Source organism: Pseudomonas costantinii, assembly GCF_001870435.1.
In the GTDB taxonomy this organism is placed as follows: domain Bacteria; phylum Pseudomonadota; class Gammaproteobacteria; order Pseudomonadales; family Pseudomonadaceae; genus Aquipseudomonas; species Aquipseudomonas costantinii.
The window spans coordinates 274,120-299,149 of sequence record NZ_MDDR01000057.1 but is presented as its reverse complement, the minus strand read 5'-3'; the positions used below and the strand labels follow the sequence as shown (position 1 = coordinate 299,149).

At 57.8% G+C, this 25,030-nt stretch carries 22 protein-coding genes and 4 tRNA genes; 17 read left to right on the top strand and 9 right to left on the bottom strand.

Annotated elements, in window-relative coordinates; all coding sequences use genetic code 11:
• Positions 1–129: 129 nt before the first annotated feature.
• Positions 130–540 carry a PA0061/PA0062 family lipoprotein gene (locus BFL40_RS29065; protein ID WP_071487159.1) on the top strand — a complete coding sequence of 137 codons (411 nt, stop codon included), beginning with the start codon at positions 130–132 and terminating at the stop codon, positions 538–540.
• Here the strand turns inward: BFL40_RS29065 and BFL40_RS34150 are convergent.
• Complete coding sequence (locus BFL40_RS34150) at positions 537–698, bottom strand: hypothetical protein (protein WP_162843029.1); 162 nt, start codon at positions 696–698, stop codon at positions 537–539. The two genes, BFL40_RS29065 and BFL40_RS34150, sit on opposite strands and share 4 nt — an antisense overlap.
• 209 nt (positions 699–907) lie before the next feature.
• Between BFL40_RS34150 and BFL40_RS29060 the strand changes: the two genes are divergently transcribed.
• Positions 908–1,570, top strand: coding sequence for a peptidase C39 family protein (locus BFL40_RS29060; RefSeq protein WP_071487158.1), 663 nt, complete (start codon positions 908–910; stop codon positions 1,568–1,570).
• 38 nt (positions 1,571–1,608) lie between these two features.
• Here BFL40_RS29060 and pbpG read toward each other — a convergent pair whose 3' ends face one another.
• Entirely contained in the window at positions 1,609–2,532 is a 924-nt protein-coding gene (gene pbpG / locus BFL40_RS29055) for a D-alanyl-D-alanine endopeptidase (RefSeq protein WP_071487157.1), read from the bottom strand.
• A gap of 209 nt (positions 2,533–2,741) precedes the next feature.
• Positions 2,742–3,596, bottom strand: a complete 855-nt coding sequence (gene folD, locus BFL40_RS29050; RefSeq protein ID WP_071487156.1) for a bifunctional methylenetetrahydrofolate dehydrogenase/methenyltetrahydrofolate cyclohydrolase FolD — start codon at positions 3,594–3,596, stop codon at positions 2,742–2,744.
• A gap of 275 nt (positions 3,597–3,871) precedes the next feature.
• Here folD and BFL40_RS29045 point away from each other — a divergent pair.
• From BFL40_RS29045 to BFL40_RS29000, 10 genes are all read left to right on the top strand, one after another.
• Positions 3,872–3,948: transfer RNA gene (locus BFL40_RS29045), tRNA-Arg, on the top strand.
• Between the two features lie 32 nt (positions 3,949–3,980).
• Positions 3,981–4,056 (top strand) — tRNA-His (locus tag BFL40_RS29040).
• Positions 4,057–4,112: 56 nt separating this feature from the next.
• Positions 4,113–4,197: transfer RNA gene (locus BFL40_RS29035), tRNA-Leu, on the top strand.
• Between the two features lie 76 nt (positions 4,198–4,273).
• Positions 4,274–4,349, top strand: a tRNA-His gene (locus BFL40_RS29030).
• A 619-nt stretch (positions 4,350–4,968) separates the two neighbouring features.
• Positions 4,969–6,279 carry a trigger factor gene (gene tig / locus BFL40_RS29025; protein ID WP_071487155.1) on the top strand — a complete coding sequence of 437 codons (1,311 nt, stop codon included), beginning with the start codon at positions 4,969–4,971 and terminating at the stop codon, positions 6,277–6,279.
• 91 nt (positions 6,280–6,370) lie between these two features.
• Positions 6,371–7,006, top strand: coding sequence for an ATP-dependent Clp endopeptidase proteolytic subunit ClpP (gene clpP / locus BFL40_RS29020; RefSeq protein ID WP_071487154.1), 636 nt, complete (start codon positions 6,371–6,373; stop codon positions 7,004–7,006).
• A 111-nt stretch (positions 7,007–7,117) separates the two neighbouring features.
• Positions 7,118–8,401: an ATP-dependent Clp protease ATP-binding subunit ClpX gene (gene clpX / locus BFL40_RS29015; protein WP_017136464.1), complete on the top strand. Its 1,284-nt coding sequence runs from the start codon at positions 7,118–7,120 to the stop codon at positions 8,399–8,401.
• Between the two features lie 175 nt (positions 8,402–8,576).
• Positions 8,577–10,973: an endopeptidase La gene (lon, locus tag BFL40_RS29010; protein ID WP_071487153.1), complete on the top strand. Its 2,397-nt coding sequence runs from the start codon at positions 8,577–8,579 to the stop codon at positions 10,971–10,973.
• 133 nt (positions 10,974–11,106) lie between these two features.
• A complete protein-coding gene (locus tag BFL40_RS29005) occupies positions 11,107–11,394 on the top strand; it encodes an HU family DNA-binding protein (RefSeq protein WP_221034285.1) in 288 nt (95 codons plus the stop codon).
• Between the two features lie 231 nt (positions 11,395–11,625).
• Entirely contained in the window at positions 11,626–13,500 is a 1,875-nt protein-coding gene (locus tag BFL40_RS29000) for a SurA N-terminal domain-containing protein (protein WP_071487152.1), read from the top strand.
• A gap of 59 nt (positions 13,501–13,559) precedes the next feature.
• Here the strand turns inward: BFL40_RS29000 and BFL40_RS28995 are convergent, their stop codons facing one another.
• Positions 13,560–14,003 (bottom strand): MerR family transcriptional regulator, encoded by a 444-nt coding sequence (locus BFL40_RS28995; protein WP_071487151.1) that lies wholly within the window; start codon positions 14,001–14,003, stop codon positions 13,560–13,562.
• 79 nt (positions 14,004–14,082) lie between these two features.
• On the opposite strand from BFL40_RS28995, the gene BFL40_RS28990 reads away from it, so the two are divergent.
• Both BFL40_RS28990 and BFL40_RS33410 read left to right on the top strand, forming a co-directional pair.
• On the top strand, positions 14,083–14,577 hold the full coding sequence (locus BFL40_RS28990) for a DUF2938 domain-containing protein (protein ID WP_071487240.1): 495 nt from the start codon (positions 14,083–14,085) through the stop codon (positions 14,575–14,577).
• Between the two features lie 67 nt (positions 14,578–14,644).
• Positions 14,645–15,238 (top strand): GNAT family N-acetyltransferase, encoded by a 594-nt coding sequence (locus tag BFL40_RS33410; RefSeq protein ID WP_235864682.1) that lies wholly within the window; start codon positions 14,645–14,647, stop codon positions 15,236–15,238.
• On the opposite strand, the gene BFL40_RS28985 is transcribed toward BFL40_RS33410, so the two are convergent.
• Complete coding sequence (locus tag BFL40_RS28985) at positions 15,145–16,329, bottom strand: MFS transporter (protein ID WP_071487150.1); 1,185 nt, start codon at positions 16,327–16,329, stop codon at positions 15,145–15,147. The two genes, BFL40_RS33410 and BFL40_RS28985, sit on opposite strands and share 94 nt — an antisense overlap.
• 118 nt (positions 16,330–16,447) lie before the next feature.
• Between BFL40_RS28985 and BFL40_RS28980 the strand changes: the two genes are divergently transcribed.
• Both BFL40_RS28980 and BFL40_RS28975 read left to right on the top strand, forming a co-directional pair.
• Complete coding sequence (locus BFL40_RS28980; protein ID WP_071487149.1) at positions 16,448–17,347, top strand: LysR family transcriptional regulator; 900 nt, start codon at positions 16,448–16,450, stop codon at positions 17,345–17,347.
• A gap of 89 nt (positions 17,348–17,436) precedes the next feature.
• Entirely contained in the window at positions 17,437–18,225 is a 789-nt protein-coding gene (locus BFL40_RS28975; protein ID WP_071487148.1) for a DUF2242 domain-containing protein, read from the top strand.
• Position 18,226: 1 nt separating this feature from the next.
• On the opposite strand, the gene aceE is transcribed toward BFL40_RS28975, so the two are convergent.
• Positions 18,227–20,887, bottom strand: coding sequence for a pyruvate dehydrogenase (acetyl-transferring), homodimeric type (gene aceE / locus BFL40_RS28970; RefSeq protein WP_071487147.1), 2,661 nt, complete (start codon positions 20,885–20,887; stop codon positions 18,227–18,229).
• 145 nt (positions 20,888–21,032) lie between these two features.
• Between aceE and BFL40_RS28965 the strand changes: the two genes are divergently transcribed.
• A complete protein-coding gene (locus BFL40_RS28965) occupies positions 21,033–21,503 on the top strand; it encodes a MarR family winged helix-turn-helix transcriptional regulator (protein WP_071487146.1) in 471 nt (156 codons plus the stop codon).
• 19 nt (positions 21,504–21,522) lie between these two features.
• On the opposite strand, the gene BFL40_RS28960 is transcribed toward BFL40_RS28965, so the two are convergent.
• From BFL40_RS28960 to BFL40_RS28950, 3 genes are all read right to left on the bottom strand, one after another.
• Positions 21,523–22,527, bottom strand: a complete 1,005-nt coding sequence (locus BFL40_RS28960) for a transketolase-like TK C-terminal-containing protein (RefSeq protein WP_071487145.1) — start codon at positions 22,525–22,527, stop codon at positions 21,523–21,525.
• A 332-nt stretch (positions 22,528–22,859) separates the two neighbouring features.
• Positions 22,860–23,894 carry an AraC family transcriptional regulator gene (locus BFL40_RS28955; protein WP_071487144.1) on the bottom strand — a complete coding sequence of 345 codons (1,035 nt, stop codon included), beginning with the start codon at positions 23,892–23,894 and terminating at the stop codon, positions 22,860–22,862.
• 4 nt (positions 23,895–23,898) lie between these two features.
• Positions 23,899–25,029, bottom strand: coding sequence for a carbon-nitrogen hydrolase family protein (locus tag BFL40_RS28950; RefSeq protein ID WP_071487143.1), 1,131 nt, complete (start codon positions 25,027–25,029; stop codon positions 23,899–23,901).
• Between the last annotated feature and the right edge of the window lies 1 nt (position 25,030).

The window sequence follows — 25,030 nt, the reverse complement described above, 5'->3', positions numbered from 1 at the left end:
CGGCTGAAGATCGTTTCATATGTATTCATTTGTTCTACATAGGATGGCTCTCCAAGCTTGTAGCCCATCGGACGCGACACATTTGAGCCTCGTCCAATGCTTTTTATTGATGTCCTTTGGAGCCCTGCCATGTCACTTAAACCCTTGTTGTTGATTCCCGCCCTCGGTGCTGTATTGCTACTGTCGGCGTGTGCCGGCCCGATCCCGAAAGCTGACCCGAGCGAAGCGTGGATTGGATTAAAAGAGGAAGCGCCGAACGACCTGATGGCCGAGCGCGTTGATGGCAAGCGTGTGGATGACGGGCGCTTCTTTGAAGTGACCCCGGGGGACCATCGCCTTGACGTGACGTTGTTCGAGGAAGAAGCCGGCGACGACAACCAGCAGGACTGCCAGGGCCGGGTCGAGTACAAGAACTTCAAGGCGGGCGAGCATTACACCCTGGTGGAATCGAGCCTGGGCACTACCGTACGTGCTGTCCTCAAGGACGGTCACGGAAAGGAAGTCGCCTCGACTCAGGACTTCAACTGCATGCCAGGCTAGGCATGGTGCACCGTCGCCGTATGCGGTTTGGCGGGTGCAGTGGGTTTGACGTGGGGGTGATGATGCCGGCGGGTAACGCGCATGATCCCCCACAGCATGGCGCCGGCTACCGCCAGCCAGCCGCAGATCAACAGGAAAATCGTTGTAGCAAGGCTCATTCGGGCCTCCTTTCGCCCCACACGGGGCACACAGTCTTCTCAATCGACAGTCTAGCCACCTGGCGGTTGCCCGCTATTGACCAATGGTCGAGTCAGTCCAACTTCTTTGCTCTATCACGGGCGTTTTACTAACGTTCAAGGCTATACCCGCGTTGCCGGGCGCCCTATGATCAAGGCCCTCACCGGCAGTTGATCAAGAGAGTAAAAAATTGCGGTTACGGTCGAATGTTAAAACCTCCTTGCTGTTGGCCTGCGCCCTGGGGCTTGCGGCGTGTTCCGGGCACCCCTCGAAACTGGCGGGCCTGCCGGAGCGCGTCGAACTTAACAGCGTGCCAGCCTTTCGCAGCGAGGCCTACCAGAGCGGTCCCAGCGCTTTAGCCAGCATGCTGTCGCAACAAGGCATCGTGATGACACCCGGTTTGTTGGACAAGCCGCTGCACTTGCCCGGCGCCGAGGCGGGTCTTGAGCGAAACATGCAGGTGCTGGCGCGCGAGTACGGGTTGATGGTGTATCCGCTGGATACCCAACTGACGGCGGTGCTGGCGCAGGTGGCGGCGGGTTACCCGGTGATGGCGCGGATCAACCCCAGTATGTGGTCCGGCACGCGGTATGTTGTGGTGGTGGGGTTCAACCAGCAGAAGAGCACGGTGCTGTTGCGCTCGGGGATGGATCGGCGATTGTTGATGAGCTTCAGTGACTTTGAGTCGGCGTGGAAAAGTGCTGGCAACTGGGCGATCTTGACTCAGCGCCCGAGCCAGTTGCCGGCGAAGGTGGATGCACAGCGTTGGCGCGACTCGGCGAATGCCACTGCACAGGCCGGGCAGGAACAGGCGGCGGCGCAGGCCCTCAAGGTGTTGGCGGAAAGAAAATAAAAAACGGCGCTCAGGCGCCGTTTTTTTTGGAGCGTCGCTTAGCGACTGACTTCTGCAGCGTTCGGGCGGTTCTTCAAATTCTTATCAGCCTTGTAGCGCAGTGCCACATCCGGCACCGAACCACTCTTGCCGGTTTCGACCCAGTTGCGGATGCGGGTGGCATCGGCGAAGTGGGTGAGTTTGCCGAAGGCGTCGAGGATTACCAACGATACCTGACGGTTACCCATCGTTGTCACCAGCACCAGGCAATGGCCGGCCTGATTGGTGAAACCGGTCTTGGTCAGCTTGATATCCCAGTTGGCACGGTTGATCAGGTGGTCGGTGTTGGAGAAACCCAGGGTGTAGTTGGGCTTGCGGAACGATACGGTCTTTTCCTTGGTGGTGCTCAGTTGGCTGAGCATCGGGTACTTGCGTGCGGCAGCCAGCAACTTGCTCAAATCGCGTGCGGTGGACACGTTGTGAATCGACAGGCCGGTAGGCTCAACATAGTGAGTGCTGGTCATGCCCAGCGCCTTGGCCTTGGCGTTCATCGCTGCGATAAACGCTGGGTAGCCACCCGGATAGTGGTGGGCCAGGCTGGCGGCCGCGCGGTTTTCCGAGGACATCAGGGCGATCAGCAGCATTTCCTTGCGCGGCATTTCGCTGCCGATTTTCACTCGGGAGAACACGCCTTTCATTTCCGGTGTGTCTTTGATGTTGATATCGATGTATTCGTCCATGTTCTGCTTGGCTTCCAGCACCACAAGGCCAGTCATCAGTTTGCTCACCGAAGCGATGGGTACCACCACGTCGGGGTTGCTGGAGTAGATGACCTTGTTGGTCTGCAGGTCCACGAGCATGGCGCTGCCGGAAGCGATTTTCAGTTTGGAGGTATCACGCGGGGCCTGGGTGGTTTCGGCGGCGTGCGCGAAGGTGCCTGTCAATGCAAAAAATAGGCTGACGATAGAGAGACGAATTTTCACGCGGATGAACTCGCTAAAAAAGTAAGGAAATACCGTTAGGGAACCGGCTTTTTGACAAATTACGTTACATTCTAGAAGTATGGATCAGAAACTGTCGAATGTTCTTCGAGAACCGGACGAAAGTGCTTAAAAACTAAGAAAAAACAGGTTTTCTTTCGGGCAATAAAAAGCCCTGCGATAAGGCAGGGCTTTTTCAGTACTACTGGTTATTAGCTGTGCAGGGTTTCTGCCGCATACAGCGTATTTTCCAGCAGGCAGGCGCGGGTCATCGGACCAACACCACCTGGTACTGGCGTGATCCATCCGGCGCGGGGCAGGGCGGTTTCGTACACCACATCGCCCACCAGCTTACCGTCTTCCTGGCGGTTGATGCCCACATCGATAACGATGGCGCCTTCCTTGATCCACTCACCTTTCACCAGGCCCGGCTTACCGGCGGCGACGACTACCAGGTCAGCACGACCGACGTGGCCGGCCAGGTCCTTGGTGAAACGGTGGGTGACGGTTACGGTGCAGCCGGCCAGCAGCAGCTCCATGGCCATCGGGCGGCCCACGATGTTGGATGCACCAACGATCACGGCATCGAGGCCGTACAGATCCACGCCGGTGCTTTCCAGCAGGGTCATGATGCCTTTCGGAGTGCACGGACGCAGCAGCGGAATACGCTGTGCCAGACGGCCGACGTTATAAGGATGGAAACCATCGACATCTTTGTCCGGGCGGATGCGCTCCAGCAACTTGGAGGCGTCCAGGTGCTCAGGCAGCGGCAATTGAAGCAGGATGCCGTCGATGCTTGGGTCATCGTTGAGGCTGTCGATCAGGTCGGTAAGTGCCTGTTGGGTGGTCTCGGAAGGCAGGTCGTAGGCCTTGGAAATAAAGCCGACCTCTTCGCAGTCTTTACGCTTGTGCGAGACATAAACCTGAGAGGCAGGATCGCTGCCGACCAGGATCACCGCGAGGCCAGGCGTGCGCAGGCCTTGCAGGCGGCGCTCGGTGACTCGTTTGGCGATCTGCTGGCGCAGGCTGGCGGCGATTGATTTGCCGTCGATAAGTTGTGCAGTCATTACGCGTGATTAACCATCGAGAGGGGGAAGAAAAGTGTGCGCATTCTCGCATGCCAAGGCGTGAGGGCAAAGGCGCTTGGTCTGCAAATTGCCCTAACTCCTTAAATAAAATCAGTTTTTTTCAAAAAAGATTTGACGGCTTTCCGGGCCGTCTATACTATTCGTCGCACTTGTCGGGCACAGCCTAGCACTGGTTAAGAAGGTCAAGCAGAATTGTTATTCTGTAAGGCTGGAAGCACTTAGTTTGTAATCCTCCAAGAGTACAGATTAATAAGGCGCCCGTAGCTCAGCTGGATAGAGCATCCGCCTTCTAAGCGGATGGTCGCAGGTTCGAGTCCTGCCGGGTGCGCCATTAGGCAGCTTTGGCACAAGTAGCGCTATATGGTGGGCGTAGCTCAGTTGGTAGAGCACGGGATTGTGACTCCCGTTGTCGAGGGTTCGATCCCCTTCGTCCACCCCATATTTTAAAAGGCGCCAGATTAATCGTCTGGCGCCTTTGCTTTAAGAGCTTCAAGCGCGGATGTGGTGGAATTGGTAGACACACTGGATTTAGGTTCCAGCGCCGCGAGGCGTAAGAGTTCGAGTCTCTTCATCCGCACCAATTAAGCTTCACTCGGCCTTCGGGTTGGGTAAGGCTAGACAAAGAAGATGTTCGAGTTCTTTGTTGATGCAATATGGTGGGCGTAGCTCAGTTGGTAGAGCACGGGATTGTGACTCCCGTTGTCGAGGGTTCGATCCCCTTCGTCCACCCCATATTCGGAAAAGCGCCAGATCATTGATCTGGCGCTTTTTTTTGTGCCTGGAAATGTCCCCTCTCGTATGTGCTGACGGGAGGGGCTTGGGGTTTTCCGCTATTGATCTGTGTCGGGTGTCCGATAGTTATTGACGCCAATAAAAAACAAGCATTCTCAATGCCTTGGCGTTAGAATCGTTGCCGGTTTTGAGCGTGTAAAACTGATCCGAGGCTATATCGGGGTTGGTGCAGCTATTTAATAGCGAATAACGGCGCAGTACCTGGAAAAGGGCTGTGCCGTTTTTGTTTGAGTGTTTTGAGTTTTTAGGGCGGGGCGTTTCGTCGTTTTTGTGTTTCTCGATGCTGCCGCCGTGCCCTCCGGTCTTGTTTGCAAGGTCGGTAGTCGGGGAGTGTGTCCAGGCTCTTCTATATATAGAAGGGTTGATGCAGAGCCCTGGCGTGATGAGCTGTATTTGCTAACGGGATGAGGTGCATGCGTGCACTTGAACCTATAAATGGCCTGCTGTTTTTCTACCCGTTTTCAGTAGGGTGACTTCTTGAGTTTGACCCACTAGAATGCATGCCCTTGATTCTGGGGTCGGAAACGGCCGGCTAACGTCTGTGCAACGAGGAATATTCATGCAAGTTTCTGTTGAAAATACTACTGCTATCGAGCGCCGCCTGAGCATCACCGTGCCGGCAGAGCGTATTGAGACTGCGGTCAACAAGCGTCTGCAGCAGACTGCCCAAAAGGCCAAGATCGCTGGCTTCCGTCCAGGCAAAGTGCCAATGAGCGAAATCAAGCGTCGTTTTGGCGCCGATGCGCGTCAGGACGCTGTGGGTGACGTGATCCAGGCTTCCTTCTACGAAGCTGTTGAAGCGCAAAACCTGAAGCCTGCCGGTCAGCCTTCGATCGAGCCTAAGTCTTTGGAAGCGGGCAAGGACCTGGAATACGTTGCCGTATTCGAAGTGTTCCCGGAGTTCACCGTTGCCGGTTTCGACTCCATCGCCGTTGAGCGCCTGAGCGCTGACGTGGCGGATAGCGACCTGGACAACATGCTGGAAGTCCTGCGCAAGCAGAACACTCGTTTCGAAGTGGCTGATCGCGCTGCCCAGAACGAAGACCAACTGAACATCGATTTCGTTGGCAAGGTTGACGGCGAAGTGTTCGCTGGCGGCTCCGCCAAGGGTACTCAGCTGGTGCTGGGTTCCAACCGCATGATCCCTGGTTTCGAAGACGGCCTGGTTGGCGCTAAAGCCGGCGAAGAGCGCGTTCTGAACCTGACTTTCCCTGCTGACTACCAGAACCTGGACCTGGCTGGCAAAGCCGCCGAGTTCACCGTTACCGTCAACAGTGTTTCCGAGCCTAAGCTGCCAGAGCTGAACGAAGAGTTCTTCGCTCAATTCGGTATCAAGGAGACCGGCATCGAAGGCTTCCGTACCGAAGTTCGCAAGAACATGGAACGCGAGCTGCGTCAGGCCATCAAGTCCAAGGTCAAGAATCAGGTCATGGACGGTCTGCTGGCCGCCAACCCGATCGAAGTGCCTAAGGCTCTGCTGTCCAACGAAGTGGATCGCCTGCGCGTTCAAGCGGTTCAGCAGTTCGGTGGCAACATCAAGCCTGATCAACTGCCGGCCGAGCTGTTTGAAGAGCAAGCCAAGCGCCGCGTTGTACTGGGTCTGGTTGTGGCTGAAGTGGTCAATCAATTCGACCTCAAGCCTGACGAAGACCGCGTTCGCGAAATGATCCAGGAAATGGCTTCGGCCTACCAGGAGCCTGAGCAGGTTGTGGCTTGGTACTACAAGAACGACCAGCAACTGAACGAAGTACGTTCGGTTGTGCTGGAAGAACAAGTTGTGGATACTGTTCTGCAGAAGGCTAAGGTGACCGACAAAGCGGTCTCTTACGAAGAAGCAGTCAAGCCGGCGGAAGCAGCACAAGCCGACTGATTGTCCAACTCGTTTGAAATACAACCATAAGCCAGCCTCGCGCTGGCTTATGCGTTTTCAAGACATGACTATTTGGGAGTAACTGCAGAGCATGTTCCGTAATTCCTATATTCAGCAGAACTCTGATATCCAGGCCGCTGGCGGCTTGGTCCCGATGGTTGTCGAGCAGTCCGCTCGTGGCGAACGCGCCTACGACATCTACTCGCGCCTGCTCAAGGAGCGAGTGATCTTTCTGGTTGGCCCGGTAGAGGACTACATGGCTAACCTGATCTGTGCGCAACTGCTGTTCCTTGAAGCGGAAAACCCGGACAAGGACATCCATCTTTACATCAACTCCCCAGGCGGTTCGGTGACGGCGGGCATGTCGATCTACGACACCATGCAGTTCATCAAGCCGAACGTGTCGACTACCTGCATCGGCCAGGCGTGCAGCATGGGCGCTTTCCTGCTGACCGCTGGTGCCGAGGGCAAGCGTTTCTGCCTGCCGAACTCGCGCGTAATGATTCACCAGCCATTGGGCGGTTTCCAGGGCCAGGCTTCGGATATCGAAATCCATGCCAAGGAAATCTTGTTTATTCGTGAGCGTCTCAACACGCTGATGGCCAAGCACAGCGGGCGCACCCTGGAAGAAATCGAGCGCGATACCAACCGCGACAACTTCATGAGTGCCGAAGCTGCGCAAGCATATGGCCTGATCGACAAAGTGATTGACCGTCGCCCAGCTTAATTACGCCGCTCAAAATAGGGCTGGTCGGCATGCCCGACCACTTGCGGGCTTGAAAAAGCCCGCATAAGCCTTCATCTTGTGTTGCAAGCCTATCGGATTTGGATCGAACGAATGACTGACACCCGCAACGGCGAGGACAACGGCAAGCTGCTCTATTGCTCCTTCTGCGGCAAAAGCCAGCATGAAGTACGTAAATTGATTGCCGGCCCCTCGGTGTTTATCTGTGACGAGTGCGTCGACCTGTGCAATGACATCATCCGTGAGGAGGTGCAGGAAGCCCAGGCCGAGAGCAGCGCGCATAAATTGCCTTCGCCTAAAGAAATCAGCGGCATCCTTGATCAGTATGTGATTGGTCAAGAGCGTGCAAAAAAGGTTCTGGCCGTAGCGGTGTACAACCACTACAAGCGTCTGAACCAGCGTGACAAGAAAGGCGACGAAGTCGAACTCGGCAAGAGCAACATCTTGCTGATCGGTCCTACAGGCTCGGGTAAAACCTTGCTTGCAGAAACCCTCGCTCGTCTGCTGAACGTTCCGTTCACTATCGCCGACGCCACCACCCTCACCGAGGCTGGCTATGTGGGTGAAGACGTCGAGAACATCATTCAGAAATTGCTGCAGAAGTGCGACTACGACGTAGAGAAAGCCCAGATGGGTATTGTCTATATCGATGAAATCGACAAGATTTCTCGCAAATCCGACAACCCGTCGATCACCCGAGACGTTTCTGGTGAAGGCGTGCAGCAAGCTTTGTTGAAACTGATCGAAGGCACGGTTGCTTCCGTACCGCCACAAGGTGGCCGCAAGCATCCACAGCAGGAATTCCTTCAGGTTGATACGCGCAACATCCTGTTTATCTGTGGCGGTGCGTTCTCCGGGCTGGAAAAAGTTATTCAGCAGCGTTCTACCCGTGGCGGTATCGGTTTCGGTGCAGAAGTGCGCAGCAAGGAAGAAGGCAAGAAGGTGGGCGAGTCCCTGCGTGAAGTCGAACCTGACGACTTGGTCAAGTTCGGTCTGATCCCGGAGTTCGTTGGCCGTCTGCCGGTCCTGGCCACGTTGGACGAGCTGGATGAGGCTGCGTTGATTCAGATCCTCACCGAGCCGAAAAACGCCCTGACCAAGCAATACGCCAAGTTGTTCGAGATGGAAGGTGTAGACCTCGAGTTCCGTACCGACGCTCTCAAATCGGTGGCCAAGCGGGCACTGGAGCGCAAAACCGGTGCACGTGGTTTGCGTTCGATCCTCGAAGGCGTGTTGCTCGACACCATGTACGAAATCCCCTCGCAGTCCGAGGTGAGTAAAGTGGTGATCGACGAAAGCGTTATAGAAGGTAAGTCCAAGCCACTGTATATCTACGAAAACAGTGAGCCGGCTGCCAAGGCTGCGCCAGACGCGTAAGTGTTTTGCAGTTGCAGTACAAGCAAGGGGCCTTTCGGGGCCCCTTATTTTTTAAGGCTACTTTTAAAATCGCGTTTATTCATGCGTTTAACTGCTGGCATTGAGCTTGTTTTTTTTGCATGCAGCCCCCATCTTGGTTTCAAGCTTACTTTTCAACTGTCATAGAGGCGAAATCATGAAGACAACCATCGAATTGCCTCTCCTGCCGTTGCGTGATGTCGTCGTCTATCCGCACATGGTTATCCCGCTGTTTGTGGGGCGCGAGAAGTCTATCGAAGCCCTCGAGGCCGCGATGACGGGCGACAAGCAGATCCTGCTGTTGGCCCAGAAGAATCCTGCTGATGATGATCCGGGCGAAGAGGCCCTGTATCGCGTCGGCACCATTGCCACTGTCCTGCAATTGCTCAAGCTGCCCGACGGCACCGTCAAGGTGCTGGTGGAAGGCGAACAGCGTGGCGCGGTGGAGCGTTTCATGGAGGTGGACGGCCACCTGCGCGCCGAAGTGTCGCTGATCGACGAAGTCGAAGCCCCTGAGCGCGAGTCTGAAGTGTTTGTGCGCAGTCTGCTCTCGCAGTTCGAGCAGTATGTGCAGCTGGGCAAGAAAGTCCCGGCTGAAGTCCTGTCTTCCCTCAACAGCATTGATGAGCCAAGCCGCCTGGTCGATACCATGGCTGCGCACATGGCGCTGAAAATCGAGCAGAAGCAAGATATTCTCGAAATCATCGACCTGTCGGCCCGTGTTGAACACGTGCTGGCGCTGCTGGATGGCGAGATCGACCTGTTACAGGTTGAGAAGCGCATCCGTGGTCGTGTGAAGAAACAAATGGAGCGCAGCCAGCGCGAGTACTACCTGAATGAGCAGATGAAGGCCATTCAGAAAGAGCTCGGCGACAGCGAGGAAGGCCATAACGAAATCGAAGAGCTGAAAAAGCGTATCGATGCGGCCGGCCTGCCGAAAGACGCCCTGACCAAAGCCACTGCGGAGCTGAACAAGCTCAAGCAAATGTCACCAATGTCGGCCGAAGCCACTGTGGTTCGTTCTTACATTGATTGGCTGGTGCAGGTGCCGTGGAAGGCCCAGACAAAAGTACGTCTGGACCTGGCGCGCGCCGAAGACATTCTTGACGCTGACCACTACGGCCTCGAAGAAGTCAAAGAGCGCATCCTCGAATACCTCGCCGTGCAAAAACGCGTGAAGAAAATTCGTGGTCCCGTGTTGTGCCTGGTCGGTCCTCCGGGTGTGGGTAAAACCTCCCTCGCCGAATCCATCGCCAACGCCACCAACCGCAAATTCGTGCGCATGGCCCTCGGTGGTGTGCGTGATGAGGCGGAAATTCGTGGTCATCGCCGGACGTACATCGGTTCGATGCCAGGAAGATTGATTCAAAAGATGACAAAGGTGGGGGTGCGCAACCCGCTGTTCCTGCTCGATGAAATCGACAAAATGGGCAGCGACATGCGCGGCGATCCGGCATCGGCCTTGCTCGAAGTGCTCGACCCCGAGCAGAACCACAACTTCAACGACCATTACCTGGAAGTCGACTACGACCTGTCCGACGTAATGTTCCTGTGCACCTCCAACTCCATGAACATTCCTCCAGCTTTGCTGGACCGGATGGAGGTGATTCGTCTGCCGGGTTACACCGAAGACGAGAAGATCAACATCGCCGTCAAATACCTCGCGCCCAAGCAAATTTCGGCTAATGGCCTGAAAAAGGGCGAGATCGAATTTGAGGTCGAGACGATCCGTGACATCGTTCGTTACTACACCCGCGAGGCTGGTGTACGGGGGCTTGAGCGCCAGATCGCGAAGATTTGCCGCAAGGCGGTCAAGGAGCATGCGCTGGAAAAACGCTTCTCGGTCAAGGTGACGGCTGACTCCCTGGAGCACTTCCTGGGCGTACGTAAATTCAGTTACGGCCTGGCTGAACAGCAGGACCAGGTAGGGCAAGTGACTGGCCTGGCGTGGACCCAGGTGGGTGGCGAATTGCTGACCATCGAAGCCGCAGTCATTCCGGGCAAAGGTCAGTTGATCAAGACCGGTTCCCTCGGTGATGTGATGGTCGAATCCATCACTGCCGCGCAGACCGTGGTGCGCAGCCGCGCCAAGAGCCTGGGGATCCCCCTGGACTTCCACGAGAAGCACGACATCCACATCCATATGCCGGAAGGGGCTACGCCGAAGGACGGCCCTAGCGCGGGTGTAGGCATGTGCACGGCCCTGGTGTCGGCATTGACCGGCATTCCTGTGCGAGCCGATGTGGCAATGACTGGGGAAATTACCCTGCGTGGTCAGGTATTGGCCATCGGTGGCCTGAAAGAGAAATTGCTCGCTGCACACCGGGGTGGTATCAAGACCGTGATCATTCCTGAAGAGAATGTTCGCGACTTGAAGGAAATTCCTGACAACATCAAGCAAGATCTTCAGATTAAACCCGTTAAATGGATTGACGAGGTCCTGCAAATTGCGCTGCAATACGCGCCGGAGCCCTTGCCGGATGTGGCTCCGGAGATAGTCTCGAAGGACGAAAAACGTGAGTCTGATTCCAAGGAAAGAATTAGCACGCATTAATGCGATTAAGCCTGGGGGCTTCCTTGACAGCTTTTTAGAGCCCTTGTTATAAAGCGGCTCTTAAGTGTCTGTAGGCCATTCAGCACTGGTTTTTGCTTTTACCAAAAAACTTAGAATCATACTCAATAGATATATAAGGGGACTTAGAGTGAACAAGTCGGAACTGATTGATGCTATCGCCGCATCCGCTGATATCCCGAAAGCTGCTGCTGGCCGTGCGCTGGATGCAGTAATCGAATCCGTCACTGGCGCTCTGAAGGCCGGCGACTCCGTGGTATTGGTAGGCTTCGGTACTTTCTCTGTGACTGACCGTCCAGCTCGCACTGGCCGTAACCCACAGACTGGCAAAGCACTGCAAATCGCTGCTGCCAAGAAACCAGGTTTCAAAGCCGGTAAAGCTCTGAAAGAAGCCGTTAACTAAGCTTCGCTCAAGCCTTATCCATCCGGGTTGGACGCAGGTCTGACCTGGCAGCGGAGCGGCAATTGACCCAAGTATCCATCGGGTCGCCACGCCGGGGGTGTAGGTTCAAACCCCCGTCCGCTCCGCCAGCTACGAGAAGGCGCATCCTCGGATGCGCCTTTCTTCTATCCGGATTCTACCCACGCTCCACGGTTGCCTAATTTTTGAAGTTCAACCGTTTCTGGGGGACGCATGCTGCAAAATATCAGGGACAATTCACAAGGCTGGATTGCCAAGACCATTATCGGGATCATCGTCGCATTGATGGCGTTCACCGGTATCGAGGCCATTTTCCAGGCTTCGACCAACAACAAGCAGGACGTGGCCAAGGTCAACGGTGAAGAGATCACTCAAACCGAATTGAGCCAGGCCGTCGACATGCAACGTCGCCAGCTGATGCAACAGCTGGGCAAGGATTTCGATGCTTCCCTGCTGGACGAAAAACTGCTGCGTGATGCAGCCCTCAAGGGGTTGATCGATCGCAAGCTGTTGCTGCAAGGCGCTGCGGATTCCAAGTTCGGTTTCTCCGAAGCTGCTCTGGATCAAGTGATCCTGCAGACTCCTGAATTCCAGGTGGACGGCAAGTTCAATGCCGAACGCTTTGACCAGGTGATTCGTCAATTGGGCTACAGCCGTATGCAATTCCGTCAGATGCTGACGCAGGAAATGCTGATCGGCCAAGTTCGCGCAGGTATCGCCGGCAGTGGTTTTGTGACCGACGCCGAGGTGCTGGCATTCGCCCGCCTGGAAAAACAGACGCGTGATTTCGCCACCGTGAATATCAAGGCCAACCCTGCGGCGGTGAAGCTCACCGACGACGAGGTCAAGGCTTACTACGATCAGCACGCCAAAGAGTTCATGACCCCGGATCAGGTGGTTGTCGACTATCTGGAACTGAAGAAGTCTTCCTTCTTCGACCAGGTCACCGTCAAGGACGATGAACTGCAAGCGGCCTATCAGAAAGAAACCGCCAACCTCGCTGAACAGCGTCGTGCCGCGCATATCCTGATTGAAGTCAACGACAAGGTCACCGAGGCGCAAGCCAAGGCCAAGATCGAAGAAATCCAGGCACGCCTGGCCAAGGGTGAGAAGTTCGAAGCCCTGGCCAAGGAGTTCTCCCAGGATCCAGGTTCGGCCAACAATGGCGGTGACCTCGGTTTTGCTGGCCCTGGCGTCTACGATCCGGACTTTGAAACTGCCTTGTACGCGTTGAACAAGGACCAGGTCTCGGCACCGGTGCGCACCAGCTTCGGTTGGCACCTGATCAAGCTGTTGGGCGTTGAAGCACCACAAGTGCCATCGTTTGCCAGCTTGAAAGACAAGCTGACCCGCGAACTCAAGACCCAGCAGGTTGAGCAGCGTTTTGTCGAAGCGACCAAGCAATTGGAAGATGCGGCATTCGAAGCTTCCGACCTGGCTCAGCCGGCGTCTGACTTGAAGCTGACGGTACACACCTCCGCGCCATTTGGCCGTGAAGGTGGCGAAGGCGTTGCAGCCAACCGTGCCGTGGTGACTGCTGCGTTCAGCCCGGAAGTACTGGATGAGGGTGCCAACAGCACCGCCATCGAGCTGGACCCGGAAACCATCATCGTGCTGCGTGCCAAAGAGCACTTGAAGCCTACGCAACTGCCGCTGGAAAGCGTTGCAACGGCGATTCGTGCTCAGATGACCAAGGAGCGCGCCAGCGCTGCTGCCAAGGCTCATGCTGACGAGTTGATCGCCAGCCTGCGTGATGGCAAGACTGCGCTGAACCAGCCGGTCGACGGTCAGGCCTGGAAAGTCACCGCAGCGGCTACCCGTAGCCAGGAAGCGATTGACCCGGCCGTGCTGCAAGCTCTGTTCCGCATGCCTAAGCCTGCGAGCAAGGACAAGCCGACCTTCACCACCGTGACCCTGGCTGACGGTAGCCTGGTGATCGTGCGCTTGAACGGCGTCAACGAAGCGGCTGCTCCGACGGACGAAGAAAAGGCGCAATACCGCCGCTTCCTTGCTTCTCGTATTGGCCAGCAAGACTTTGCTGCGTACCGCAAGCAGTTGGAAACCAAGGCTGACATCAAGAAGTTCTGATGTCGGTTTGAATAGAGAGCCCCCGGTCTGAAAGGATCGGGGGCTTTTTTTTGCGCCCGCTAAAGCGGCCTATCTATGGATGATGCCCGTTGATTTCGCGCGGTCGTCCGGCTCTTTTTCAACTTGCCTGCCGCCGCCTTGAGCAGCCGCTGAAAAGTCGGGCATTGCGCATGATTAGCGGCGGGGCATGCTGCGGCATGACGCAGGCCCTGGCTCATCGCTTTCAGGCGTTTGATAGTCGCGTCGATGTGCTCGGCCTTGTCCAGCAATACCTTTCTGTCGATCTGCAGGGTGCCTTCGGACGGGAGCATGATGCGGATCTCGTCCAGTGAGAGGCCGCCGGCCTGGCCGAGCGCAATCAGCGCCAGCTGATCGAGCACATTGGGTGCAAAGTGCCGCCGCTGGCCTGCGCAACTGGTCGCCTTGATCAATCCCGTCTTTTCATAAAATCGCAGCGTGGAGGAGGGCAGTCCCGTATGCCGGGCAACTTCTGAAATATCCATAATGCACCGCTTGACTTGAAGTTAACTTCAACTTCTATCCTGCCTGTGAACTGGAAACTCATCAATGGGAGGGCAGGTAATGTTATCGATGGACGAGTGGGTAAGGCTGGTATTGATCGGGGTCGGCGCCACAGCCGTGATGGACCTGTGGTCAGTGATTCTGAAGCGCCTGGGCATTCCCACACTTGACTATGCGATGGTGGGTCGATGGGCGGGCCACCTTTGTCGAGGGCAGTTTGCCCATGCCAGTATCGGCAAGGCTGCGCCGGTGCGTAGCGAACGATCACTGGGATGGGCGATTCATTATGCGGTCGGCATCGTGTTCGCGGCTTTGCTGGTAGGCGTCTATGGTGTGAAGTGGTTGCATGATCCTGAGTGGTTACCTGCCGTGATCGTGGGCACAGTAACGGTGGTTTTCCCCTACTTTGTGATGCAGCCGGCAATGGGTGCAGGCATTGCAGCCTCTCGCACGCCCACCCCATGGAGAAATCGCCTGCGTAGCTTGCTGGCGCATGGCATCTTTGGCGGCGGGCTTTATCTATCTGCAACATTGCTCAACCAGGTGTGTAAGTGAGTGGGGCACTTGGAAACAAACAGGCCGTCTGGTAGCGGTCGGTGACGCTGACGAAGGAGTTTCAAGCGTGTTGACTCAAGGAATAGATGACTGGGTAATCCGCCGCGCGAGTGCCGCAGATGCCCCGGCCGTTCTGCAGGTGTTTGATGATGTGATTGCCTGGTTTGTCAGCATAGGCAATCAAGGCCAATGGGGCACTGAACCGTGGTCGGCTTCGGCCGAGCGGGTTGCGCGGATAGCTGAAGCCTGTGCGATGCCCGACGCTTGGGTCGTAGAGGCCCCGGGAGGGCGTATCCGAGCCGCACTCGTGTTGGGCGAACCCATGCCGTATGTGCCCCCCGCGACGGAGCCTGAGGTGTATGTGCGTTTGTTGATCGCTGCACGTGATGACGGCGTGCGCGGTGTGGGTCGGCGTCTGCTGGCCTTTGCCGATGACCGCGCCCGCGCTATGGGGGTGAAGCGCTTGCGTGTGGACTGTTACGGCGGTGGGACTGGCGCTCTGGTAGGTTTTTATGAGTCTTGTGGGTATGCGCGAATCGCCACCTTCGACGTCGAAGGTTGGCCGGGTCAGTTATTGGGCCGCCGGCTGGGGCAGCCGGCCAAAGCCAGTACCATCAGCACAACTACCGCCCATGGAAACGCTGCGACCCCCCAGCCCTGAAGCAATACGCCGCCCGCCAACCCGCCGCCCGCGATCCCCAGGTTCCATACGGTGACCAGCATCGACTGCGCGGCATCCGCCGATGCCCCCGCCGATTTTGCCAGCGCCGTTTGCAGCAACGCCGGCAGGCCGCCGAACGCCAATCCCCATAAAGCGACAGTGATGTAAATCACCGCAGGTAGAGCGATCCAGAATGCCAGCGCCAAGGCGACCAGGCCAAACAGCACACAACTGATCAGGAGCAGAGTACGTAACCACCGATCAATCAATAGGCCGGCCAGCCAGATGCTCAATACAGCCGCAAGGCCGAATACCAGCAGCACGCGGTCGACATCGGCGACAATCCCGGCCGGCTCCAGCAGCGGGGCGATGTAGGTGTAGAGAATGTTGTGGGCCAGCACGTAGGTAAAGGTCACCCACAACACCGGACGAATGCCTGGCAACTTCAGCACTTGGTTGAGCCCCAAGCGTTTGTCCGCTCGTTCGCCGGAGAAGTCCGGGAGCTGCCAGCGCGCCCAAATCAGTAGCAGCAGTGTCAGGCCGGTCATGATCGCAAAGCTCAGGCGCCAGCCAACGGCGGTACCGAGGAAGGTGCCGGCCGGCACACCCAGGGACAGTGCCAGCGGAGCACCCAGCATCGCCACCGCAATCGCTCGACCTTGCAGGTGTGGCGCAACCATACGGCTGGCATACCCCGCCAGCAGCGCCCAGAGTAGCCCGGCAAACACCCCGGCGAAGAAGCGCGCTACCAGGGTCAACCCATAGTGGCTGGACAGCGCCGTCACGCTGTTGACCAACGCAAAGCCGCCGATGGCCACCAGCAGTAAGGGGCGTCGACGCCAGCCACGGGTCCACAGCGTCAGCGGGATGGCCGCCAGCAATGATCCAAGGGCATAGAGGGTTACCAACTGGCCGACCAGTGCTGGCGAAACGCCGAGGCCGTCGCTCATCTGTGGCAGCAGCCCGGCGGGCATGGCCTCGGTGAGGATGGTAATAAAGCCCGCTGAAGCCAGTGCCAGCAAGCCGGCGAGGGGCAGCGCATCGCGTTGGGTTGTGGGTGTAGCATCGGCAAATGAAGGACAGTCGTTCATGTTCCGTATCCATGCAAAAGGGCAAGGAGCCAGAGTAGGGGGCTGTGAACGGCGGAAAAACAGGCTAAGGTTCCGAACTTATCGGACGCAGGCGTCCGCAATCTTCAAGGGGAAGGCCATGGACAGTCTGGGCAGTCTTTCGGTGTTCGTGCAGGTCGCGGAGACCCGTAGCTTTACCGCTGCCGGCCGCATGCTGGGGGTATCATCATCGGCCGTGGGCAAAAGCATCGCACGTACTGAAGAGCGCTTGGGCGTCCGGTTGTTTCATCGCAGTACGCGCAGCATCACCCTGACCAGCGAAGGGGCGCTGTTTCTTGAGCGTTCGCGGCGCATTCTGGCCGAGGTCGAGGCAGCCGAGCAGGAGCTGACCGAGGCCAGCGCTGCGCCCCGGGGCAAGCTGCGCGTCAGCCTGCCGCAAGTGCGCGGCCTGTTGATGCCGGTGCTAAGCGACTTCATGCGTGCCTATCCGGATATCGAACTGGATGTGGACTTTTCCGACCGCATGGTGGATGTGATCGAAGAAGGTTTCGACGCGGTGATTCGCACCGGCAAGCCAGAAGATTCGCGCTTGATGGCGCGTCATCTGGGGCATTACCAGTTGGTTCTGGTCGGCACCCCCGAGTACTTCGCCCAATACGGCACCCCGCAACAGCCCCAGGACTTGAACCGCCACGCCTGCCTGCGCCATAAATTCTGCGCCACCGGCAAGCTGGAGCCCTGGCCATTGCGTCACGTGCCAGGCGCCGCAGAACCGGTTTTGCGCACCCCGCTGGTCAGCACCACGATTGAATCCCTCAACCATGTGGTACATGAAGGGTTGGGCATCGCTTGCCTTCCGGACTTCATGGTCAGTGACGCGGTGCGTGAAGGGCGTTTGCAACGGGTGCTGGACGACTATCTCGAACACCGCGGCAGTTTCTGGATGTTGTGGCCATCAAGTCGCCATGCCTCGGCCAAACTGCGCGTGTTTATCGACCATATGTGTGCCGAGCTTTTTCCTGCGGACACCGTCCTATAGGTCTGTGACGTTTTACCGAACGGAATGCGCGCGCCAAGGCCTCGTTCTGTTGCACAATACCGCCCGGACCGTTTTCCTCAGGATTTTCAATGTCGACATCATTTCACTTGCGCAGCTTCGGGCTGGCGCTGGTGCTGGCGGGCGCCGCGGGCTGCTCGTCACCCAAGACCGCTATTTATGAACATGAGAATTTCGACGACTCCGGTACGTTTTCCCGTGATTACCCGGTCAGTGATGTAGCGGCGTGTGAAGCGGCGCGACGTGCGTTGTTGAGCCAGGGCTACATCATTACCAGCAGCGATCCGAAACTGGTGGTGGGCAACAAGAGCTTCCAGCAGACCGGCGAAACCCACATGCAGATCAGCTTCAACGTGGTGTGTGCCAATGACGGCAAAGGCAACAATCACTCGACGATGTTTGCCAACGCCTTGCAGGACCGTTATGCGTTGAAGAAGGTCAACAACTCGGCGAGCTTGGGTGTGGGTGTATTGGGCTCGGTGTCGATGCCGATTGGTTCCACCGATGACTCGATGGTGAAGGTGGCGAGCGAGACGGTCTCGGCACCGAAGTTCTATGAGCGTTACTTTGCGCTGGTGGACGTGTTCCTGCCGCAGGAAGTGAAGCAGGCTGCGCATATTCCCGAGCAGCCAAAGGCTGAGCTGGGTGTGCCGGAGCCCAAGGTGGCTCCGGCGACCGAGAAAGTCGAAGCACCGAAGGTAGAGCCGGCGGCTGCCGCCGTGTCGGAACCGGTAGCACCGCCAGTTGAGGCGGCGCCGATTACCCCTAAGGTCGAGCCAGTATCGGCACCTGCCGCGACTAATCCGGCTTTGCCGGCGCCGACAGAGGCGATTCCGCCCCTGCCAACGCCCGCACAGTAACTCAGACCGCTACGGGGTTCGCCTTGTCGACGTTGATCCCGTAGCGGCTGATAGCCTCACTGACTTTATCGCGACCCATCACCCCTTCATCCGCCAGCGCCTTTAACGCTGCCAGTACGATGAAATGCCGGTCCACCTCAAAGAATTCACGCAAGGTTTCCCGGGTATCCGATTGCCCGAAGCCATCCGTGCCCAATGCCACAAAGCGGTGGCCCGAGACGAATGGGCGAATCTGGTCGGCAAACAACTTCATGTAGTCAGTTGCTACCACCACCGGTCCCGTCTGCCCGGCCAAGCATTGCTCCACATAACTCAAGCGTGGCTCGTTTTCCGGGTGCAGCAGATTCCAGCGTTCCACCTCGTGCCCGTCGCGGCGTAGTTCGGTAAGGCTGGTCACGCTCCAGACAGCGCTTTGTATGTTGAAATCACTGCTGAGCAATTCAGCGGCGGCAATCACTTCCCGCAAGATTGAACCACTGCCCATCAATTGCACCTGCGCCTGCTTGTGGGTGCTCAATCGGTACATGCCTTTGAGAATCCCACTTTCTGCGCCTTCGGGCATCGCCGGGTGCGGGTAGTTTTCGTTGAGCAGGGTGATGTAGTAGTAGATGTCCTCCTGCTCGACATACATGCGCCGCATGCCCTCACGAATGATGACCGCCAGTTCGTAGGCAAAGGTCGGGTCATACGAGACGCAGCATGGGATCACCGATGAAAGGATATGGCTGTGGCCATCGTCATGCTGCAAGCCTTCACCCATCAACGTGGTGCGCCCGGACGTAGCGCCGAGCAGGAATCCACGCGCTCGCGCATCACCTGCCGCCCAGGCCAGGTCACCGACGCGCTGGAAGCCGAACATCGAGTAGAAAATATAGAACGGGACGGTCATCAGGCCGTGGTTGCTGTAGGACGTACTGGCTGCGATCCATGAGGAAATGGCGCCAGACTCATTCAGGCCTTCCTGCATGATCTGTCCGTCTTTGCTTTCCTTGTAGTAGCTCAGTTGCCCGGCATCCTGTGGGGTATAGAGCTGGCCGACGGCGGAGTGGATGCCGATCTGGCGGAACAGGCTTTCCATGCCGAAGGTCCGCGACTCATCCGGCACGATGGGCACGATCAGCTTGCCCAGGTGCGGGTCTTTGAGCAGGGTGCCGAGGATGCGCACAAAGGCCATGGTGGTGGAGATGGCGCGGTCGCCGGTGTCTTTCAGTTGCGTGACAAATGCATTCAAGTCGGGGATTTTCAGCGACTCGACCGCGCTGTGGCGCGCGGGAACGTAACCGCCCAAGGCTTGGCGACGTGCGGCGAAATAGCGGGCTTCCTCGCTGTCGGCGGCCGGCTTGAGGTAAGGGATTTCGTCGAGTTGGTCGTCGGCCACTTCCAGACCGAAGCGATCGCGAAAGGCTTTTACGGCGTCGGCGCCCATCTTCTTCAGTTGGTGGTTGATGTTCTGGCCTTCGCCGGCTTCGCCCATGCCAAAGCCCTTGACGGTCTTGGCCAGGATCACCGTCGGTTGGCCACTGTGGCGTACGGCGGCGGCGTAAGCGTTGTAGACCTTGTCCGGGTCATGGCCGCCCCGTGAGAGTTTCCAGATATCGTCGTCGGACATGTCCGCAACCAACGCCAGCAACTCGGGATATTTGCCGAAGAAGTGTTCGCGCACATAGGCGCCGTTTTGCGATTTGTAGTTCTGATAGTCGCCGTCTACGCATTCCATCATGCGTTGACGCAGCAAGCCGCTTTTGTCTTTTTCCAGCAGGGCATCCCAGCCACCGCCCCAGATTACCTTGATCACATTCCAGCCGGCAGCGCGGTACAGGCTTTCGAATTCCTGGATTACCTTGGCATTACCCCGCACTGGGCCGTCCAGGCGTTGCAGGTTGCAGTTGACCACGAAGATCAGGTTGTCGAGTTTCTCGCGACCCGCCAGGGATATGGCGGCCAGGGATTCCGGCTGGTCCATTTCGCCATCACCGAGGAACGCCCAGACCTTGCGGCCCTGGTACTGCTTGAGGTTGCGAAACTCCAAATAACGCATAAAGCGCGCTTGATACGCCGCAGTGATCGGCCCGAGCCCCATGGACACGGTGGGGAATTGCCAGAAGTCCGGCATCAGACGCGGGTGAGGATAGGAGGACAAACCCTCACCGCCGGCCTCGCGGCGAAAGTTGTCCAGTTGCGCTTCGCTGATACGGCCTTCGAGGTAAGCGCGGCCATAGATACCCGGTGAGGAGTGGCCCTGGATATACACCAGGTCGCCGTCAAAGCTATCGGTTCGGCCACGGAAGAAGTGATCGAAGCCTACGTCGTACAGCACGGCGGCTGACGCGTAGGTCGCGATATGCCCACCGACGCCTGAGTGTTTACCCGCGCGCAACACCATAGCCATGGCATTCCAGCGGATAAACGCATTGGTGCGACGCTCGATAGCCAGGTTGCCGGGGTAGGGCAATTGGCGGTCTACCGGGATGGTGTTGATGTAGGGGGTGGTCACCCGCCCGTAGAAGTCGCCATGCCGCGCTACGTCGAAATCCAGCAACTGATCAATCAGGTAATGGGCACGTGGGCGGCCTTCGGTGGACAGCACCGATTCGATGGACTCCAGCCACTCGCGGGTTTCCTGTGGATCGTCGTCCAGTCTTACTGCGTTCTTCGGGGTCATGTGAGGCTCCAGGGTAGGCGGATTTCAAGCGGCGAGCTCTTTGTGGGAGTATCGCCAATGTAATTGCAATTGCAACTACATGCCTGAATCTAGCGCGGGATGAGCTACTATTGCAACCTTCTTGAAATTCCCCGGATGGTGTTGCATGTCGTCGAAAGAGCCTGATGTATGGTTCCGTTTTGTCAGGGCCCACAGGACGGTCATCCGTGAAATCGAACGCCGGCTGGCCGAGGCAGACCTGCCGCCGTATGCCTGGTACGACGCGTTGTGGGGCCTGGAAAGCGGTCCCGATGGCACCCGTCGCATGCATGAGTTGGCCGATGTGCTGGCCATTGAGCGCTACAACTTGACGCGCTTGGTAGACCGCCTGGAAAAGGACGGCCTGGTGGAGCGGTCCCGTTCTGATGGCGACGGACGCGCAGCCTTTGCCTCAATCACCGACGCCGGCCGGGTGTTGCGCAAAAAGATGTGGAAAATTTACGAAAGCACGGTCGATGAGTTGTTCCTGTCGCAAATCGAGCCGGAGCAGCGCCAGATGTTTGCCGATGCGCTGGAGCGCGCTGCGGGGTTGGCGATGGAGGCGGGTGTGCAGACCCGGAGCCGCCGCAAAACCTGAGATACCGTGAGGGGCCAATTCATTTGAGGTGATACCGACGTATCGCGGCTTTGACTCGCTCGGCATCAATACGCCCCTCATCCGCTAACGCTCTGAGCGCCGACACCACAATCCAATAGCGATTGGGCGCGCACGCCTGCACAGACCCCGCGCCCAGCGCGACAAATCGCGCGTCTACATAGGCCGCCAACTGATCGACAATCGGCTGCGGATAACCCGTGACGGCAATCACCGGCGCCGTATTCCCGGCCAGGCAATCACGCAAATGGCAGCTTTGTTTGGGCGCCGTGGGGTGCAGGCGGTTCCAGCGCTCAGCCGACGCTGCCTCGCGGGCCAACCGTGTGTAGCTGGGGCAACTCCACAGTTGCGCCGTGACGTTCCAATCCTGTTCAAGCAATTTCGCGGCCTGCACGACTTCCTCAAACGCCCGCCCTGCGCCGAGCAAGCGCACATTGCCTGAGTGACCCCGCTGGATCGGGTACATGCCCTTGAGCGCATCCTCACGATCCTGCGTGTTCAGCGGCATTGCGTTTTCATGATCATGCAGCGCCAGGTAATAAAACCCTGGCTTGCCGTCGACATACAGCGTACGCAACCCCTCCAGCACAATCGCCTGGGCCTCTTCCCCTGAGGCGGGGTCATATGGCGTGCAGCGTGGATGGGTTGCCAGCCACATCGGCAGGGAAGGCTGGGTTCCCTTGGGCCAAGGCGAAGGCTGATTTTCGATGTCGTTGCACAGGATGCCCCGTTGCGAGGTCTCGCCTGACAGTGCGCACAGCTGCGCCGATGACGCTGCGCTGTGCAGATACAACATTGGCTTTTCCCCGGTGTTGCGGGCAAACCAAGTGGGCCAACCCTTCACCCGCCGGGAGCGTGACTGGCCGCGAATCACCCATGCCTGTCGGCTGAATTCCAAGGTATTGGCCATGGTCATGACCGTGTACAGCGGCGAGCTGCTGGTATGTCCTGTGGTGCTCAATGCGTCGATGCAAAGCTGCGCGGAGTGTGCGGTAGTGGTGGTCATGGGGTGGGGCACCTGGCTACGAATGCCACTACCCTAATGGAAATTGTTATTTGATTGCAATTGCAATGATTGCAATCGCATCTAAAAACCCGAGTGCTAAATCAGCACAGCGCTGCTACGTTTAATCTTGAAGTGCAGGAACGTCATGGCGCCGACATTTTTTCGTCATCACGGCACTTTAGGCTGGGTTTGCAGGTCATTTATCTGCAACCGCTTTTAACAGAGAAGGAGTCCACCATGGACGATTACCAGGAAGAACTGCTGGAGTACCACGCGTTTGAATTGGATCCCCTGGATCCGGCTGATGACGCAACCGAGCTGTAAGACCGACTTCAGGCGGAATGCCGTTGACTGCGGCGAAACTCCCCTGGGGTCTGGTTGTTCCACCGCCTGAACGCCCGTTGAAAGGCTTGGGCTGAGGCAAAACCGAGCAAGTAGGCGATCTCGCCGAACGCCAATTCCGTATCGCGAATGTAGGTCATGGCCAAGTCGCGGCGGGTATCGTTGAGAATCGCCCGGAACTGAGTGCCTTCTTCGGCCAGTTTACGGCGCAATGTCCAGGTCGGCAGCTTCAAGCGTGCCGCCACTTCTTCCAGGTCGGGTTCCCGGCCACCATTGAGCATCGGCCCGAGCAACCGGGTAATGCGCTCGCGCAGGCTGCGGGTGCGGGTCAACTGCTCCAACTCCCTTTCACACAGCTGCAATAACAGTTGCCAGGTGCTCGGGCAATGCTGTGGATTGCGCATGGCCAGGGTTTGTTGGCTGAGGCGCAGTTGATTGGCGTCGGCGCCGAAGTGAATCGGGCTATCACCCAACACGCGGTAGTGTTCGCTGTAATCCGGTGTATCGAATTCAATGTCGATGCGCTGCGCCTGCACCGCGTGTTGGGCCAGGCTCGACAACTGGTGCAGCCAGCCGGAGATGATCGAGTCCACTACAAAACGGTTGTAGGCGTTGTACGGGCTGATCGAATAGAAACGCAGCCAGGCGCCGTCGGCATCCTCATGAAAGCTCGACTGCCCGCGATAGTTGGAACCGTACAGCGCTTCGAAACGGGTCAACGTGCGGGCGGCTTCGCGTACGTTGGGCGCTTGAGCGGCGGTGACACCCGCAAGACCCGCCTGGCTCAAGCGACTGAGTTGGCCCATGCGCAGGCCCAGGCTCGGGTCGCCGGTGAGTTGGATGGCCGCATGGCCCAGGCGCATATAGCGCGGGATCGATAGGCGTGCGCCAGCTTCGGCGAGGCGCGCCGGGTCCAGGCCGTATTGCAGCAGCAGCGGTTGCGGGTCCAGGCCGTGGCTTTGAATAGCGTCGGCCAGGGTGTGCACGAAACCCACTGACAGATCGCCTAGGCGCACCGGTTTCAAGGCGTTACAACCAGATGTTCAGCAGGCGCGCGCCACGGGCGTCGCGGTCGGCAAAGATTTGCCCGTTGCTGCTCAAGAAGCTGTGTCCGGCCGTGCCCAAGTCCCAGAACTGCCCGCGCAGGAACACGCTCATGCCAGCGGTTGCCTGGCTGATCGGCTGCTGACTGATCAGGGTGAGGCGGCGCCAGGCTTCGCCCTCACTGAGTTCTTCGGGTTTGAGGCTGATTTCGGGTGGCGTCGAGACGCTTTTGAAGCCGCGCCATGGTCTATCCCAAGTGTCGCGGCCAGTCACAAATGCTGGCACCGCGACCAATTGCGCGCCTTGCTCATTGAGTTTTCGGTAGTTGTCCGGGTACCAGCTGTCGCTGCCGATCAGGATACCCAGGCGCCCGGCGGGGGTGTCGACCACGCTGACGATGTTTTCATCACCCGGTTCGATAAAACCGCGCTCATCGTAGATCGGATAGAGCTGGCGCTGCGGTTGGCCCACGGGTAAGCCGTTCGCATCGAACACCAGGCTGGCGTTGTACAACGCGCCATGGCCGACCTGCAGTTGCCCCTCGCTGACGCTTGGGTTGGGCAGGGCAATGGAGCCGGCTACCAAGGTGACGCCAAATTCCTTGGCCAAACCACCGAACAGCACCTGATAGTCGCGGGCCATCGCCGGGGCTTTCATGCGCAAGTAAGCGTCATCCATACGGTTGTCGCCCGTGGCGCTGATCCACGCCCGCGCAAACAACAGTGGGTTGCTGGCCGACAGCCAGTTCATTGCGTCCTTGAGATGGATGGCCTGGTACAGCTCGTTTTTTTCGCCGCTGAGCATCAGCCAAGTACCGATATGTTCCGGCAGCACGACGATGGTCTTGTTGTTGATCAAGCCCTGAACTCGGGCTTTTTGCAGGTAAGCCGCAAGCTTCAGGTGCAGGCGTTCCAGGCTCTGGTAGTCGGCGGGGAACAGCTCCGGCTGGATGCCCAGCAAATTGCCACGATCGGCGGGCACGCCTTCGTTGACGGCCAAGGTGATGCGCAGGTCGGACAGGTAATGCGCCACGGGGCGCTCCTGGGTCCAGACCAGATACGCGGCGACGGCGGCAATCAGGGCCATGGTGACGGTGAACGCTAGAAGTTTACGCATG